The organism is Prochlorococcus marinus CUG1417, from assembly GCF_017695975.1.
In the GTDB taxonomy this organism is placed as follows: Bacteria; Cyanobacteriota; Cyanobacteriia; order PCC-6307; family Cyanobiaceae; genus Prochlorococcus_A; species Prochlorococcus_A marinus_AG.
This window is the reverse complement of record NZ_JAAORN010000001.1, coordinates 102,758-117,655: the sequence shown is the minus strand read 5'-3', so window position 1 is coordinate 117,655 and position 14,898 is coordinate 102,758. Positions and strand designations below refer to the sequence as shown.

Below are 14,898 nucleotides of genomic sequence, written 5' to 3'. Positions count from 1 at the left end.
TTTAAAATTCCAACCATTTTTTTACTTTAGTTAACTCAGGCCAATCTGGATATCTACTTAATCCGTCTTCAACAGATTCTTTCAACTCACTTTTGACATCTGGCATCATCATAGACATTTTTTTTATTAACTCAATATGATCCCTAACACCTTTATTATTGGTAGCCAAAAGAGCTAAAGACAAATTCATTCTTGCTTGTGGATCTTGCTGATTTAATCGAACAGCTTGTCTGGCAGCTGACAAAGCTTCTTCATTATTTTTCAAAAGTAATTGAAGCCATGATAAACAAGTCCAAGCAGCAAAATGATTTGGAATTTGCTGTATAATTTTTTGAAAATCTTGAACGATTGGAATTAAATCTTGCCCTGCTTTATATCTTGATAAAGCTGCATTAAAATCCTCTTCGATGGGATTAATTTCGTTATTCATTATTTATTAAACTGCAAAGGAGCTTCCACAACCACAAGTTTGCGAGGCATTGGGATTTACAAAATTAAAGCCACCTCCAATTAATTCCTTACTAAAATCTAACTGCATTCCATAAATATATAGAAGACTTTTAGGATCACAAACCACTTGAAAGCTTTGATCAGCTTTTAATGAATAATCATAAACTTTATCATCGGGATTTATTTCATCAGTTCCTATAAAATCCATCGTATAACTCATACCACTACAACCGCCTGATCTTACTCCTACCCTTAGTGCTTTTTTATCACTTTGACCCTTTAATAAATTTGAAATTTGTTCTATAGCATTATTCGTAATTAAGATACCTTTGCCATCATCAGAATTTTTAATTTCCTGTTTAACTTCTAAATTTTCCATAAACGAGGGATTTCTACTATTTATAATATAAAAACTTAACCGATAGGATGCATAGAACAAACGTTATCCAAACTTGATTTGTTATAATTCTAAGAAAAAGTGAAAATTGCAATAGTTGGTTCTGGATTAGCTGGTCTTACAGCAGCAGTCAATTTAGTTGATGAAGGTCACGAAGTAGAAATTTTCGAGAGCAGGTCATTTTGGGGAGGTAAAGTGGGAAGTTGGGAAGATAAGGATGGCAACCACATAGAAATGGGTTTACATGTATTTTTTTACAATTATGCAAATCTTTTTAAATTAATGAAAAAAGTGGGAGCTCTAGACAATTTACTCCCGAAAGATCATACTCATCTATTTATTAATAATGGTGGTAATTTAAAATCTTTAGACTTCAGATTCCCTCTAGGTGCTCCATTTAACGGACTTAAAGCTTTTTTTACGACAGAACAACTTACTTGGTTAGATAAGTTCAGAAATGCCTTAGCTTTAGGTACAAGCCCAATAGTTAGAGGATTGATAGACTATGACGGCGCAATGAAAATAATTAGAGATCTAGATAAAATTAGTTTTAAAGAATGGTTTTTAAACCATGGTGGAAGTGAAAAAAGCTTAGAAAGAATGTGGGATCCTATCGCATACGCTTTAGGTTTTATTAATTGCAAAGATATTTCAGCAAGATGCATGCTAACTATATTTATGATGTTTGCTTCAAAAACAGAAGCCTCAAAACTTAATCTTTTAAAAGGTTCTCCGCATAAGTGGTTAACTCAACCTATTGTCGACTACATCACAAACAAAGGAGCAAAAATACATCTAAACCATAAGGTAGAAGAAATCATTTATGAAAAAGAATCTTCCTCTTATTCAGTAAATCAATTAAAAATATCTTCTCCTGAAGGAATTAAGGCAGTATTTGCAGATAAATTTCTAGCTGCCTGTGATGTTCCTGGAATAAAAAAAATAATTCCAAAAGAATGGTATCAATTTAAAGAATTTGAAGGTTTAAAAAAACTTAGAGCTGTAGCTGTTGCCACAATCCAATTAAGATATGACGGGTGGGTTACTGAATTACAAAAAGATAATACTGGAAACGAACCAATTGGACTAGATAACCTTCTCTATTCTGCTGATGCCTCTTTCAGTTGTTTTGCTGATTTAGCACTGGCAAGTCCAGCAGACTACAGAAAAAAAGATATGGGATCGCTTCTCCAATGTGTTTTAACTCCTGGCGATAGATGGATGGGAAGATCCACAGAAAGGATTACAAAAGAAATAGATAAAGAGGTTCGCCGTCTATTCCCATCTTCAAAAAACCTTAAATTGCTTTGGAGTAACGTGGTACAAATTCCACAATCACTCTATAGAGAAGCTCCCGGTATGGAACCTTTCAGACCCGATCAAAAAACATCTATATCTAATTTCTTCATGGCTGGTAGTTATACAAAACAAGACTATATAGACTCTATGGAGGGAGCTACAATGAGTGGACATTTAGCTGCCGCTGCAATTTTAGAGAAGAAAGCCGAATTAGCAAAAAATCTTGCAGTAAGTTAATTCATGGGTACTTGGCTAAAACATGAAGTAATAACAGTTGTTAATGCGCCTCTTGAAAATGTATGGGATACATGGAGCGATTTAGACTCAATGTCACTTTGGATGAGCTGGATAGAATCTGTAAAAACAGTTGATGTAGAGACTAATACGTTACCAGATTTAACAGAATGGACTTTAGCTGCAAATGGTTTTAGGTTTAAATGGAGAGCTCAAATTATAGAAAGGGTCGAAAAAAGGAAACTTAAATGGAAATCTATAGGTGGTTTGCCAACTGAGGGATCAGTAGTTTTCGAAAGTAACAGTGATCAAATCACAACAGTAAATTTAGCCATAACTTATGAGCTACCTAAAATGATTGCGCGTTTTATGGAAGAAAATATTTTAGGCAAAATGGTTACAAACGAATTACAGGCCAATATTAATAGGTTCAAAGATTTAGTTGAAAAGAACTATACAAAAAATTTGTCTAACTAAAAATATTAATTGCTTCATCAAGTAGTCCTTCAAAAGTATATTTTTGTGCCTGACCATCAACTCTTCCAAAAATCTTGTTACATTTTTTTGTTGTTTGAGGTCCAATAGTTAACAACTTAATTTGATCAAAATATTCCAACCAATGTTTACCAAGTTTTTTTTCTAGTAAAGAAGCAGCATTTGATACGGTTTTACCGCTTGAGAAAAGAATTGCATCGACTTTTCGATTAGAAATAATATCAATTGTTTCTTCGGGAATTGAGTCAGGACATCTAGTTTCATATGCAGCAACCTCAAATACACGAGAACCAGCCTTTCTAAATTGATCTGCAATTAGATCCCTACCACCTGTTTGAACTCTTGGTACAAAGACTCGTAGTCCATAACCAGATATGGGGAAATTATCAATTAAACTTTCAGCAACAAATTCTGGAGGTATGAAATCAGCCTTAATCCCAAAATCATCAAGAGTTTTTGAGGTTTTTTGCCCGACTACAGCGATTTTTGTTTTTTTAGAACACTCTTTTAATGAACTATTAAAATATCTAAGTCTTTTATCCACAAATTTGATCCCATTACTACTGGAAAAAATAATCCAATGAAAATCATTGATTTGATTTAATGCTTCGTCAAGAGGATTAAAATCATCAGGATCACCAATACTTATTGCGGGCAAATCAAATACATTAGCGCCCTTGCTTGTGAATATCTTTTTTATATCCAATATCCCTTCTTTTGATCGAGTGATTATTATATTTCTTTGATCAAGGGGTAGATCAACTATTGGCATCCTTATCCTCACTATTTTTGTCTTGAGTTTTATTTTTTAATTCATCGAGAAGTTTCAAGACTGATAACCCTTTATCAAAAACAACATCTTCTTTGAAAATTATCTCTGGCACTCTTCTCATCTCGATTCTTTTACCTAAACTATGTCTTATGGAGCTTTTAGCAATATTCAAATTTGCCACAATCTCTTTCCTTACTTTCTCTTGAGCAGTTGAAGTTATGTAAATTTTACAGTGTTGCAAATCACCTGATAAATCAATCTTAGAAATATTGACGAAATGATCTCTAATAAGATCATTTTCTAAATCATTCTGCAAAATAAGGGTTATTTCTTTCTTCAAAAGAGAAGAAACTTTTGCAAGACGGTAATTATTTGGCATTATGGTTGTAAGTTTATTGGGTTTGTCATCGCTTGCAAGACAAAATAAACAGTTATGAAAGCACTTAAGACAGAAGATATCAATCCTACTATTGTGAGAGGATTTGATCTATTTTTGAATAAAGGTTCAAGCAAAGCAACAAGTCCCCCAACAATGATAGATATCAAATACTTTGGATATCTCGCAACATTAGAGAAAAATTCGCCCATCAGCTCCACAAATAGATTACTTTTTTAGCTAAGTTTTAACAAACATTAAACAGCATGATTACATTATATCAATTTAGGCATAGTGCTTTTTGTTTAAAAACAAGAATGGCTCTTCATGCAAAAAAACTACAATATCGAGTTGAAGAAGTAACACCTGGAATAGGCCAATTTGAAATCTTTAAATTATCAGGTCAAAAACAAGTACCTGTAATAGTAGATAGTAATGATCAAGTTATTAATGACTCTTCAAATATTTGCGAATATATAGATAAAAAAAATGATAACAATCCACTTTTTCCTGAGGACCCAATATTATTTGCACAATGCAAACTAATTGAAGACTGGGCAGATACTACAATGGCTACAACTTGTAGAAAAGCTCTAATAAAATCTGCAATAGAAAATCCACAGCTAAGAACTGCATTACTTCCAGATGAAATACCTTCTTCAGTTAAAAGTATTGTTGATAAATTACCTTTTAAAAATCTTAGTAAAATTTCTAATGTAATTTTGTCTTCTACAGATAATTTAGAACTCCAAAAATTACTGGAAGCTTTATCAAAATCCTTGATCAACAAGAAATATTTAGTCGGAGATAGTTTATCAATTGCAGATATTTCAATTGCTGCTCAATTATCCCTTCTTAAATTTCCAAAGTCTGCAGGACCAATTCTTTCAGGAGAGGGGAGCCAAGAATACATAAACAACCCTTATTTAGAAAATCTTTTCATTTGGAGGAACAACTTAGAAGAATATCTTTTTAGTGCTAACTCTCAATAAATTCAAACGTCAATTTATATTTATTTGTATTTATAGCAAGAATAGAAGGATCACCAACTTTTGAACCATAAGAAGCAACATATTGCACTCCACAAATTGATGGTTTGATTGAATTATCAACTTCCAAAATTTCTTCGGAACATTTTTGAAATTTACTAATGGTCTCTACCTGATTAATCCTTGAAGCACCTGGCTTATGTGCAGTTTGTATAACTAGCTCATCTGCGAAAAAAATATCATCATCTTGGATCTGATTTCTCCCTGTAATTCTTGAATCGATATAAAAATCATCTTTTAAATAAGTAATTTGATTATTAATAGATTGAGGATCATTTACAACCTTGATTAAGGTATCACCAAATATTGCTTTTCCAATAGATTCAGAATTTTTTGCACGATTTCCAACAACTAAATCTGAATCATTCTTAAAGAAATTTACTTTATAAATAACTGGCTCTTCTGAATCATTAATTATATCTTGAGAAGTAACAAGCCAATTCCCCTCGAACCATTGAGGATAAATTAAATCCTGAGAAGTATCCGACAATTTAAAATTTGGTAAATATAATTCTGGCCATTGATTTACACGATTTTCCAAAAACTCTCGTACATTAGAATTTACAGAAGCAAAAGAACTTTCTAAAAAAATTCCTTGAAAAATCAAGCAAAGAATTAATCCAAGCAGAATATTCATTATGTCAAATCCACTAATAAGAGCATCAGATCATTATGTATTATTAGAGCCAGATTCAAAAGAAAAAATTGTATCAAAGCAAGAAGCAATTTTATGGTTAAAGAATTGGCTCAGTAAGACAGAAGCACAAACAATATATCAAAATATAGAAGGTCCTGATAATGAATTTTTTGAAGAATTATTAGAAAGCACTTATGAATTAGAAATAAAATTAGGATACGTTATAAAATGGTTTGCAGTAAGAATTGAGCCAGATTAATTAATTAATTAATTAATTAATTATTTCTTTATGAATTGCATTAATTATTTTCATAGCGACTTCTTCAATATTTTCCCTTTTTACTTGAATTCTTAAATCTGCTTGAGAATACAAATTTTCTCTAGAATGAAAAATGCTCATATATAAATCATTCAGATTCTTTCCCTGAAGAAGTGGTCTATTTTTAATTTCATTTTTCAATCTTTCAATTGCTATATCTTTGTCAAGATCTATCCAAGCAATTATTCCCTGCCTTAAGATTCCCCAGTTTTCCGATTTGGTAACTATTCCTCCCCCAGTAGAAATTACTAATGAAGGAATTTTGATAGTTTCTTTAAGGCAGCTTGCTTCTAATTCACGGAAATTATTTTCTCCTTCATCATTAAAAATTTGATTGATTGATTTTTTTGCCAACTTCTCTATTAACGAATCTAAATCAATATATTTATACTTCAATAATTCAGCCAGCTTCAAACCAGTTTGTGACTTACCAGAACCCATCATTCCTATTAAAAATATGCTTCTGCCCTTTAAAGTATGAACTGTTTTTTTGATAATAGATTGTTCCATAAAGACAAAAGCGTATTTAAAACCTTAAGATAGTATTATCGCAGAAAGCTATGACTTCTACACAATCCAAACCATTACATGGCAAAGGACGTGAATGCGTCATAACTCGACGTGCCTGCTTTAGTTCTAGTCACCGTTATTGGCTTCCTGAAAAAACCCCAGAAGAAAATTTATCTCTTTTTGGAAATTGCAGTATTGCACCAGGTCATGGTCATAATTATGAACTTATTGTTTCAATGGGTGGAGAACTAGACTCTGATGGAATGGTACTTAATCTCTCTGATGTAAAACACTCTATTAAAGATAAGGTTACTGGACAATTAGATTTTCGTTTTTTAAATGATGTCTGGCCTGAATTTAATATTAATAATCAAGAAGGTATACTTCCCACAACTGAAGCATTGGTAATGGTTATTTGGAGTCGTCTAAAAGATGATTTACCTCTTACAAGTCTAAGGCTTTTTGAAAACCCTAATTTATGGGCAGATTATTTTGGAAAAAACATGGAAGCATTTTTAACAGTACAAACTCATTTTGCAGCCGCTCATAGACTTGCAAAAGAAGAGATTTCCTTTGATGAAAATAAAAAAATCTATGGGAAATGTGCCAGAGTTAATGGACATGGTCATAACTATCTTGTCGATATAACTGTAAAAGGAGACATTAATAAAAGAACCGGAATGGTTTGCGACTTATCTGCACTCCAGGAGATAATTAATGAATTGGTTGTTGAACAACTAGATCATACTTTTCTAAATAAAGACATCGAATTTTTCAAGAATTGTGTTCCAACTGCTGAAAATATAGCTTTATATATTTCTGATATTCTTAAAGATCCAATACATGAACTTGGTGCAACATTACACAAAATAAGACTCCAAGAGAGCCCAAATAATGCTGCAGAAATTTATGTTGATCAAAAGCTAACCAATTCATTTAAGTTGAAACTTGAAAATAGTTTAGTCTCACAAACTTGAGTATCCCAAGAGTAATAATTGTTATAGCATCTAGTCTTGATGGGAGAATTGCATTTCCCGGAGGTGGAGAATCGCATCTAGGAAGCGAAGAAGATAAAAGAATGTTAAATCAACACTTATCAATGGTTGACGCCACCATTTTTGGTTTAGGTACTTTAATAGCTCATCAATCAACTTACCTAATTAAAAATCTCTATGGTAATGACGAAGTAACATTATCAAAAAAACAACCAATTTCTATAGTTGCCTCAAATAGCAAAAAATTTAACAGTAATTGGGAATACTTTCGTCAACCAATTAGAAGATGGCTAATAAGCTCAAGTAAAGTTGATAATTCGTCGAATAATGACTTCGAGAAACAACTCTTTTTCGAAGATTCATGGAGTAAAACTTTAATTTCACTTAAAAAACAAGGGATAAATGATCTAGCTCTTTTAGGAGGTGCAAAACTTATAAATTCATTTATAAAAGAGGATCTAATAACAGATATAAAAATTACAATAATTCCACAAATTATTGGAGGTAAATATACATGGATACCTCAAGAAGAAACAAATGAGATTTTTAATCTCAAAAGACTATGGGAAATAAAATCAATTAAAAATTTAATGAATAATGAAATCCATATTCATTACAAAAAAATTTGAAAAAGATTCCATAATAAATGAACCAAAAAATACATAAAGTTGAAGTCAAATTGTCAATCAAGGAAATATCCAAGGAGATATGGAATGAATTAACAAATGAAATCAAAAATCCATTCTATGAATGGACTTGGCTTAAAAACCTTGAAATATCAAAAAGTGTCTCAAGAGAAACTGGTTGGCAACCTCTATATTTTGTTGCTTATAAAAATGAAGAAATATTAGGAATTGCTCCACTTTTTTTAAAAAATCATAGCTATGGAGAATTCATTTTTGATCAATCATTTGCAAGATTGGCTCAAGAGCTGAATTTAAATTATTACCCTAAATTAATTGGAATGAGTCCTTATAGTCCTGTAAATGGATATCAATTTCTTTATAAAAAAAATGGAGATAAGAAAGAAATTACAAATTTACTCATAAACCATATCGAAAGCTTTGCGATTACAAACAAAATTTTAAGTTGTAATTTTTTATATATTGACGAAAGCTGGGGCAACCATCTTAAATCTTTGGGATACCATAAATGGATAAATTCCAGCAGTGAATGGAGAAATAATGGAGAAAAGACATTTGATGACTTTCTTTGTAGATTTAACTCTAATCAGAGAAAAAATATAAAAAAAGAGAGAAAATCAATTACTAAACAAGATGTAAAAGTAGAAATTTTTAGTGAAGATGATATCAACCAAGAAATCCTCAAAAAAATGCATAATTTTTATGAACAGCATTGTTCTAGGTGGGGAGTTTGGGGAAGTAAATATCTAACATCTACATTTTTCGAAAAAATTGTTGCTAATAAAAAAAATATTTTACTTTTTAGTGCATCAAAAAATGATTCAAATGATATTTTTGCCATGTCGATGTGCATTAAAAATAAAAACAACTTATGGGGTAGATATTGGGGAAGTCAAGAAGACATATCTAATTTACATTTTGAATTATGCTACTACCAGCCAATTGAATGGGCAATAAAAAATAGTATCCATTTTTTTGATCCTGGAGCGGGGGGTAAACATAAAAGGCGGAGAGGGTTTTTTGCAAAAAGGACCGTTAGCTTGCATAAGTGGTTTGACAAAAATATGGAAAATATAATTTATCCTTGGCTAAATGAAGTTAATAAACAAACCCAGAAGGAAATTGAATTTGAGAATAATTCTATACCCTTTAAATAAAAAATTATATGGCTTTTCTAAAGTTTATATTAGTAGTATGCGTTTTTATTAACCTCTAATAATGGATTCTAGTAAAAGTTTAGATGAAAAAATAAAGATTGATAATAATCTATCCAACAGATATATAGATTTAGATCCAAACGGTTATTTTATTATAAAAGTAGATTTAGAAGAAAATAAAATAATTTTAGAACACTTTTTAAATAACATCGATGAAGAAGGCTATGCTCTTGACCCAGAAACAAATGAACCAATTAAATGCGACTCTCAAAATAAAAGAGTTAGTAATGAAATTTTTAAAGGTACTAGTGCGAAACAACTTGGAATATTGATTACTGAAGAAAGAAATGACTTAATAACCAGATTCGATCATGCTCTATATTTAGGCCGGGAACTACAAAAAGCAGAAGAATGTTTATACAAAAAATTACCATATATCCAAGATTAAGAAATTAAACGAAAAAATCTAATCTTTTCATCTGATGTTAAATTAAATAAAAATAAAAAAATTAATGAACATCATTTTCTATATTGCATTTATTGGTTTTGGTTTTGGAGCTGCTTTCGCATTAGATAAGCTCTTAAGAGCAGTTAAATTAATTTAAAAACTACAAAATTTTAATAATCTCACCATACAAATCATATTCATCGGCAAAAGAAATATTTGATTCAACAAATTTACCAATATAATTTTTCAAATCATTTTTATTATTGATAGATAAAATCACATTTCCATCAATTTCAGGAGCGAAATTGTAGGACCGACCTATTAATTCGTTATTATCTGATATTTTTTCTACCAAAACTTTCATTTTTGAACCAACATATGACTGATTTTTATCTTTAGAAATATTTTGTTGAACTGAAATAACATTATCTTTTCTTGCCTCTGCAACCTCTGGGAATACTCTATTTGGCAAATCAAAAGCTGCAGTTCCATCCTCAGGAGAAAAAATAAACACTCCTACATGATCAAATTTGTGCCTATACAAAAATTCCAGAAGATGTTCAAAATGTTCTTTTTTTTCTCCTGGGAAACCGACAATGAGACTAGTTCTTAATACAGCAGATGGAATTTCTTTTCTAATTTTCTCCAAAATTGATTCATTCAAAGAAGCCTGCCAAGGTCTATTCATACTCCTCAACACATCTGGATGACTATGCTGAAGTGGTAAATCAAAGTAAGGCACTATATTCTCTGAATCTTTGAAGGCTCTAATAACTTCATCAGTTAAACCCGTTGGATAAGCATAATGTATCCTGATCCAAGGAATTGGAACTTTAGAAAGCTCATTCAAAAGTTTGGCTAATGATGGTTTTCCATAAATATCTTGACCATAATTAGTTGTTATTTGACTAATTAATATGATTTCTTGTATTCCCTGCTTTGCAAGACTTTTGGCTTCTGAAACTATAGATTCTATTGTTCTACTTCTTTGGGGACCTCTCAATTTAGGAATAATACAAAAAGCGCAATTATAGTTACAGCCTTCAGCAATACGAAGATAAGCAACAAATTTGTTTTTATCTACAAAACGAGGCATTTCCTCATTTGCAATAAATTCAGGTATTTTTGAAACTTCATTAACGATTTCCCCTTTTTCTACTCTGTCTAAAACCTTGGCTATTTTTTGATAATCTCCAGTTCCAACCAAACCTTTTATTTCAGGGATTTCTTTTAGAAGTTCATCTTTAAAATGCTGAGCCATACAGCCTGCAACTATTACTTCCTTTCCTTGATTTGTATATTCTAGAATTTTTCTAATAGATTCTTCTCTAGCTGTTTCAATAAAACTGCAAGTATTTACAACAACAACATTTGCATCATTTATATTGCTGTCAACGTCATAACCCTCTCTATATAGTAAGCCTTGCATATGTTCAGTATCTACAAGATTTTTCTCACAACCAACATGACTGAATGCAATCTTAGATAGTTTTTTTTCTTTTATATTGAGACTATTTTGTTTCACAACTTGAAAAATAAGAATTAAAAGATTTAAAAAGCATTTTGTAATATATTTTTCATGCCAAGATAATATTAGGATAGATAATGTAAATAACAAACTTTCGTTTTGTATGGCCCTTAAGACTTTAAACAGAAGAAATAAAAAAGATTTGAAATGGCCAAAAATCATAATCGGAATTCTTAGCACTATAGGCATAGTTGATACAGGTTCTATTACTTTAAAAAACTGGGGATTATTTACTTCGCTTTCATGCCCAGGGATACAAAATGGTTGTGAAACAGTTTTAAATAGTCCTTGGGGTACTTTATTTGAAAATAATCAAGTTAATATACCTCTCTCATTAGCTGGATTTATAACTTATTTATCAATATTAGTTATCACAATAATACTTTCGCTTAATTTAATTTCCCCAAAAGAAAAACTAAATAAGTTTTTATGGTGGTTATTATTTCTAATATCTTGTTCATCATCAACATTTAGCTTTTTATTAATCAATATAATGTTTTTTAAGATTCAAGCATATTGCTTTTTTTGTATACTTTCAGCAATCTTATCGTTTTCTATCTTTATAATTTCTATGATTGGAGCAAAGTTTGAAAGTAGAGAACCTATGATTTTTAGAGGTTTTATTGTAGCAATTAGTGTCTTGCTAGGAGGCTTAATTTGGTCTACAAACGTTGATCCCTCTAATGCTATAAATGTTGCAAGCCCCACTGAAAATGTATCGCCAATAATTACCACTTCAAGCTCTCCCCAGAAGGTAAAATTTGCAAAATTTTTAAGTGAAAACAACATTTTTATGTATAGTGCATACTGGTGCCCGCATTGCCACGATCAGAAACAATTATTTGGTAGGGAAGCAGTTAAAGAATTAAAAGTAGTTGAATGCGCTAAAGATGGTAAAGATAATGAGTATGAGCTATGCCAAACAAAAGGAATTAGTGGATTTCCTTCTTGGGAAATAAATGGAGAAATCATCAGTGGTACTCGCGACTTAAATGAATTAGCCGTAAAGACGGGCTATCAAGGAGATTCTAATTTTTAATAAACCTCTTCTGAATTTTATGATCTAACTTTTGTCTAGTATGGCATTCCCAATTTTTATCTTTAGCTGGAAAATCATCTCTATAATGGCCTCCTCTACTCTCTTCTCTAAAAAGACAAGCTTTTAATAAGGTTATGGTGGTTATTTGTCTGTTCTTTAAATCCAGTAAAAGATTAAGTGCCCTCCTATTGCGCTCACTAAGTTTAATTTTTTGATGAAATTCTATTTTTTCAAGAGTACTTAGTAAAGCATTTTTTTGTAGTTGAGAAATATCATCTTGAATATTATTTAAAAATTTACTCATATTTGCCTTATTTCGAGATACTCCTAAATTTAACCAACATAGTTTTCTTAGTTCATCAATTTTTTCAGCAATTCTAGAAATTTGACCTTCTTTAGGATCTTCAATATCAAATTCTTTAAATGATCTATCAAATTTTTGAAATTTAGAAAAGTCATTTAAAACAATTGAAGACATTTTTCTTGCGAAAACAAGACACTCCATCAGTGAATTGCTTGCCAGTCTATTAGCACCATGCACACCTGTAGAAGCGACTTCTCCAACGGCATATAATCCTTTTCTTGTTGAAGATGCATTTAAATCAGTTTTAATGCCCCCCATCCAATAATGAGCTGCAGGAGCTACGGGAATAACCTCATTGAGAGGGTTAACACCATAATCCTGGCATCGACTTAAGATCGTGGGGAAGCGCTCTACGATTTTTTCTGGGTCAATATACCGAAGATCTAAGCCAACATGATCTACATTATTATCATGCATATTTTTCATAATTGCTCTACTTACCTGATCTCTAGTAGCTAAATCACGATTTTCAAGATTTTTAACTGGACTTTCACCATTTTTATCAACTAAAATCGCTCCTTCTCCTCTAAGTGCCTCAGATATTAAGAAGCAAGGTGCGCCATAAAATTTTAAAGCGGTTGGATGAAATTGCACAAACTCTAAATCTTCGATAGCAGCGCCTGCTTTCCATGCAAGAGCAATCCCTTCTCCAGATGATTGAGCAGGATTTGTTGTATTAGTAAATAAGTGACCACCCCCACCTGTAGCCAAAACAACAGCTCTCGATTGAATCCAATATAAATTTGCTCCATCAAGAACCTGAACTCCTCTACATTCTTTATTTTCAATGAGAAGCTCAGTGACTCTTACACCCCTGCAGTGAAGAATATTTTTATGATTCTCAATATGATCTTCTAGAACTTCAACTAAGGCTCGTCCAGTACGATCTTTAACATGTAAGACTCTTCTTCTTGAATGGGCTGCTTCCAAGGTAGTAGCTAGTTGATCAGCACTTTGATCAAAAATCATCCCTAAATTCTGCAACCTGTCTACACAACCTGGAGCTTCTTTAACCAACATTTCTACAGCTTGAAAATCACACAGCCCATCTCCTGCTTTTAAAGTGTCCTCAGCATGAAGATCAAATGAATCATCTTGTCTAACAACAGATGCAATTCCTCCTTGGGCCCATCTACTGGAAGATACCTTACTAGTATTTCTATTTAGAAGAAGCACTTTTAAATTTGCAGGTAATTCAAGACAAGTCATAAGGCCAGCAGCTCCAGCACCTACAACTATTACATCCCAATTATTTATTGGTATCGGTTCTTGCGAAAATGGAGGCCTTAACATTAAACCAATCCACTAAAAGTTGGTTGAAGAATTGCTAAAACAATAAAAATACCATCAACAATTAATGTCGTTTGAATTACATAACTAGAAACTAAAAGTGCTTTACCACTAGTAGTATTGATTGTTGCTGAATCTAAAATTTCTTTTGAAATAAACCAAAGTATAAGAGCAACAAAAACAATAATAGATAGAGATTTTATTTGGATAAGACTCTCTGAAGTTTTTTGAAGAATTATAGGTGCATTTTCAGAATCTGCTGTAATCACCTGCTTCCATTGATCCATAATTCCGATTAAAAATATTGTAATGTCGGTAATTGCGGTTCCAAATAAAGAAGAGATATAAAAACTTGAACCTATTTTCCAATTAGTACCAAATCCAATTAAAGCTAATGGGAGAACTACAGCCTCAACAGGTATATGTAAAATAGGAAATGGGCTTAACCATCCCCAAAACAAACATCCACCAAGCCAACTACCTGATACACCAAGTAATAATGAACTGACAATAAACCACTTATTTGATCCTTTCTGATTCAAAACAAATGCCACTAGGAGAATAACAAAAGTAAAACAAAGAGCACTTATTGGTTCTAATCTAACCCAAGGAGCTTGAACAAAAATAGGTAAAATTACAAAAAAAGAAGACCATAATCTTAAAGATATAGGATTTGATAAAAAACTATCTTCGTATGAATCAAATGTATTTTGCAATTCATAGTTCAATTTATCTTTCACTTCTAAATTTTTTGTAATTAATTCTTTCAATGAAAAAGGTTATTTTAATTAATCTAAATCGTGTTTTAGAAAACTGCGAATGACATATTTTAATAAATTAAAGGCCCATAATTTCAAAACTATATTTAGTTTTTTAAAAGTATTTAATACACTTT

Annotated in this window: 20 protein-coding genes; 10 read left to right on the top strand and 10 right to left on the bottom strand. The window is 31.4% G+C overall.

Going from position 1 to position 14,898, the window contains the following annotated elements:
- Position 1 precedes the first annotated feature (1 nt).
- Entirely contained in the window at positions 2-430 is a 429-nt protein-coding gene (locus HA140_RS00630) for a tetratricopeptide repeat protein (protein WP_025880236.1), read from the bottom strand.
- A gap of 6 nt (positions 431-436) precedes the next feature.
- Entirely contained in the window at positions 437-829 is a 393-nt protein-coding gene (locus HA140_RS00625) for a HesB/IscA family protein (protein WP_209039305.1), read from the bottom strand.
- A 99-nt stretch (positions 830-928) separates the two neighbouring features.
- Here HA140_RS00625 and zds point away from each other — a divergent pair, with 99 nt between their 5' ends.
- A complete protein-coding gene (zds, locus tag HA140_RS00620) occupies positions 929-2,383 on the top strand; it encodes a 9,9'-di-cis-zeta-carotene desaturase (protein ID WP_209039304.1) in 1,455 nt (484 codons plus the stop codon).
- A gap of 3 nt (positions 2,384-2,386) precedes the next feature.
- Positions 2,387-2,857 carry an SRPBCC family protein gene (locus HA140_RS00615; protein WP_209039303.1) on the top strand — a complete coding sequence of 157 codons (471 nt, stop codon included), beginning with the start codon at positions 2,387-2,389 and terminating at the stop codon, positions 2,855-2,857.
- On the opposite strand, the gene HA140_RS00610 is transcribed toward HA140_RS00615, so the two are convergent.
- The 3 genes from HA140_RS00610 to HA140_RS00600 are packed head-to-tail and all read right to left on the bottom strand — an operon-like array spanning position 2,850 to position 4,235.
- The gene (locus HA140_RS00610; protein ID WP_209039302.1) at positions 2,850-3,647 is read right to left on the bottom strand and encodes a uroporphyrinogen-III synthase; all 798 of its coding nucleotides are present in this window, start codon (positions 3,645-3,647) and stop codon (positions 2,850-2,852) included. The two genes, HA140_RS00615 and HA140_RS00610, sit on opposite strands and share 8 nt — an antisense overlap.
- Positions 3,634-4,026, bottom strand: a complete 393-nt coding sequence (gene rbfA / locus HA140_RS00605) for a 30S ribosome-binding factor RbfA (RefSeq protein WP_209039301.1) — start codon at positions 4,024-4,026, stop codon at positions 3,634-3,636. The genes HA140_RS00610 and rbfA overlap by 14 nt, the downstream gene beginning before the upstream one ends.
- Positions 4,026-4,235, bottom strand: coding sequence for a DUF751 family protein (locus tag HA140_RS00600; RefSeq protein WP_002806502.1), 210 nt, complete (start codon positions 4,233-4,235; stop codon positions 4,026-4,028). Before HA140_RS00600 ends, rbfA begins: the two co-directional genes overlap by 1 nt.
- A 54-nt stretch (positions 4,236-4,289) precedes the next feature.
- On the opposite strand from HA140_RS00600, the gene HA140_RS00595 reads away from it, so the two are divergent.
- Positions 4,290-5,015 (top strand): glutathione S-transferase family protein, encoded by a 726-nt coding sequence (locus HA140_RS00595; protein ID WP_209039300.1) that lies wholly within the window; start codon positions 4,290-4,292, stop codon positions 5,013-5,015.
- Here the strand turns inward: HA140_RS00595 and HA140_RS00590 are convergent.
- Positions 5,002-5,709 (bottom strand): DUF6816 family protein, encoded by a 708-nt coding sequence (locus tag HA140_RS00590; protein WP_209039298.1) that lies wholly within the window; start codon positions 5,707-5,709, stop codon positions 5,002-5,004. The genes HA140_RS00595 and HA140_RS00590 overlap by 14 nt on opposite strands.
- Before the next feature lies 1 nt (position 5,710).
- Here HA140_RS00590 and HA140_RS00585 point away from each other — a divergent pair, with 1 nt between their 5' ends.
- Entirely contained in the window at positions 5,711-5,968 is a 258-nt protein-coding gene (locus tag HA140_RS00585; protein ID WP_209039296.1) for a chlororespiratory reduction protein 7, read from the top strand.
- 12 nt (positions 5,969-5,980) lie between these two features.
- Here the strand turns inward: HA140_RS00585 and HA140_RS00580 are convergent, their stop codons facing one another.
- Positions 5,981-6,538, bottom strand: coding sequence for a shikimate kinase (locus HA140_RS00580; protein ID WP_209039295.1), 558 nt, complete (start codon positions 6,536-6,538; stop codon positions 5,981-5,983).
- A gap of 50 nt (positions 6,539-6,588) precedes the next feature.
- Between HA140_RS00580 and HA140_RS00575 the strand changes: the two genes are divergently transcribed.
- The 5 genes from HA140_RS00575 (at position 6,589) to petL (ending at position 9,939) form a co-directional block, all read left to right on the top strand.
- Positions 6,589-7,515: a 6-pyruvoyl trahydropterin synthase family protein gene (locus HA140_RS00575; RefSeq protein WP_209039293.1), complete on the top strand. Its 927-nt coding sequence runs from the start codon at positions 6,589-6,591 to the stop codon at positions 7,513-7,515.
- Positions 7,512-8,162, top strand: coding sequence for a dihydrofolate reductase family protein (locus tag HA140_RS00570; RefSeq protein WP_209039291.1), 651 nt, complete (start codon positions 7,512-7,514; stop codon positions 8,160-8,162). The genes HA140_RS00575 and HA140_RS00570 overlap by 4 nt, the downstream gene beginning before the upstream one ends.
- 17 nt (positions 8,163-8,179) lie before the next feature.
- The gene (locus HA140_RS00565; RefSeq protein WP_209039290.1) at positions 8,180-9,334 is read left to right on the top strand and encodes a peptidogalycan biosysnthesis protein; all 1,155 of its coding nucleotides are present in this window, start codon (positions 8,180-8,182) and stop codon (positions 9,332-9,334) included.
- A gap of 61 nt (positions 9,335-9,395) precedes the next feature.
- Entirely contained in the window at positions 9,396-9,782 is a 387-nt protein-coding gene (locus tag HA140_RS00560; protein WP_209039289.1) for a DUF4346 domain-containing protein, read from the top strand.
- Positions 9,783-9,846: 64 nt separating this feature from the next.
- Positions 9,847-9,939 (top strand): cytochrome b6-f complex subunit PetL, encoded by a 93-nt coding sequence (gene petL, locus HA140_RS00555; protein WP_025925809.1) that lies wholly within the window; start codon positions 9,847-9,849, stop codon positions 9,937-9,939.
- A 3-nt stretch (positions 9,940-9,942) separates the two neighbouring features.
- On the opposite strand, the gene rimO is transcribed toward petL, so the two are convergent.
- On the bottom strand, positions 9,943-11,307 hold the full coding sequence (rimO, locus tag HA140_RS00550; protein WP_209039288.1) for a 30S ribosomal protein S12 methylthiotransferase RimO: 1,365 nt from the start codon (positions 11,305-11,307) through the stop codon (positions 9,943-9,945).
- A 106-nt stretch (positions 11,308-11,413) separates the two neighbouring features.
- Here rimO and HA140_RS00545 point away from each other — a divergent pair, with 106 nt between their 5' ends.
- Positions 11,414-12,349, top strand: a complete 936-nt coding sequence (locus tag HA140_RS00545; protein WP_209039287.1) for a vitamin K epoxide reductase family protein — start codon at positions 11,414-11,416, stop codon at positions 12,347-12,349.
- On the opposite strand, the gene nadB is transcribed toward HA140_RS00545, so the two are convergent.
- The gene (nadB, locus tag HA140_RS00540; protein ID WP_209039286.1) at positions 12,339-14,006 is read right to left on the bottom strand and encodes an L-aspartate oxidase; all 1,668 of its coding nucleotides are present in this window, start codon (positions 14,004-14,006) and stop codon (positions 12,339-12,341) included. The two genes, HA140_RS00545 and nadB, sit on opposite strands and share 11 nt — an antisense overlap.
- Positions 14,006-14,773, bottom strand: coding sequence for a DUF3120 domain-containing protein (locus HA140_RS00535; RefSeq protein WP_209039284.1), 768 nt, complete (start codon positions 14,771-14,773; stop codon positions 14,006-14,008). The genes nadB and HA140_RS00535 overlap by 1 nt, the downstream gene beginning before the upstream one ends.
- Between the last annotated feature and the right edge of the window lie 125 nt (positions 14,774-14,898).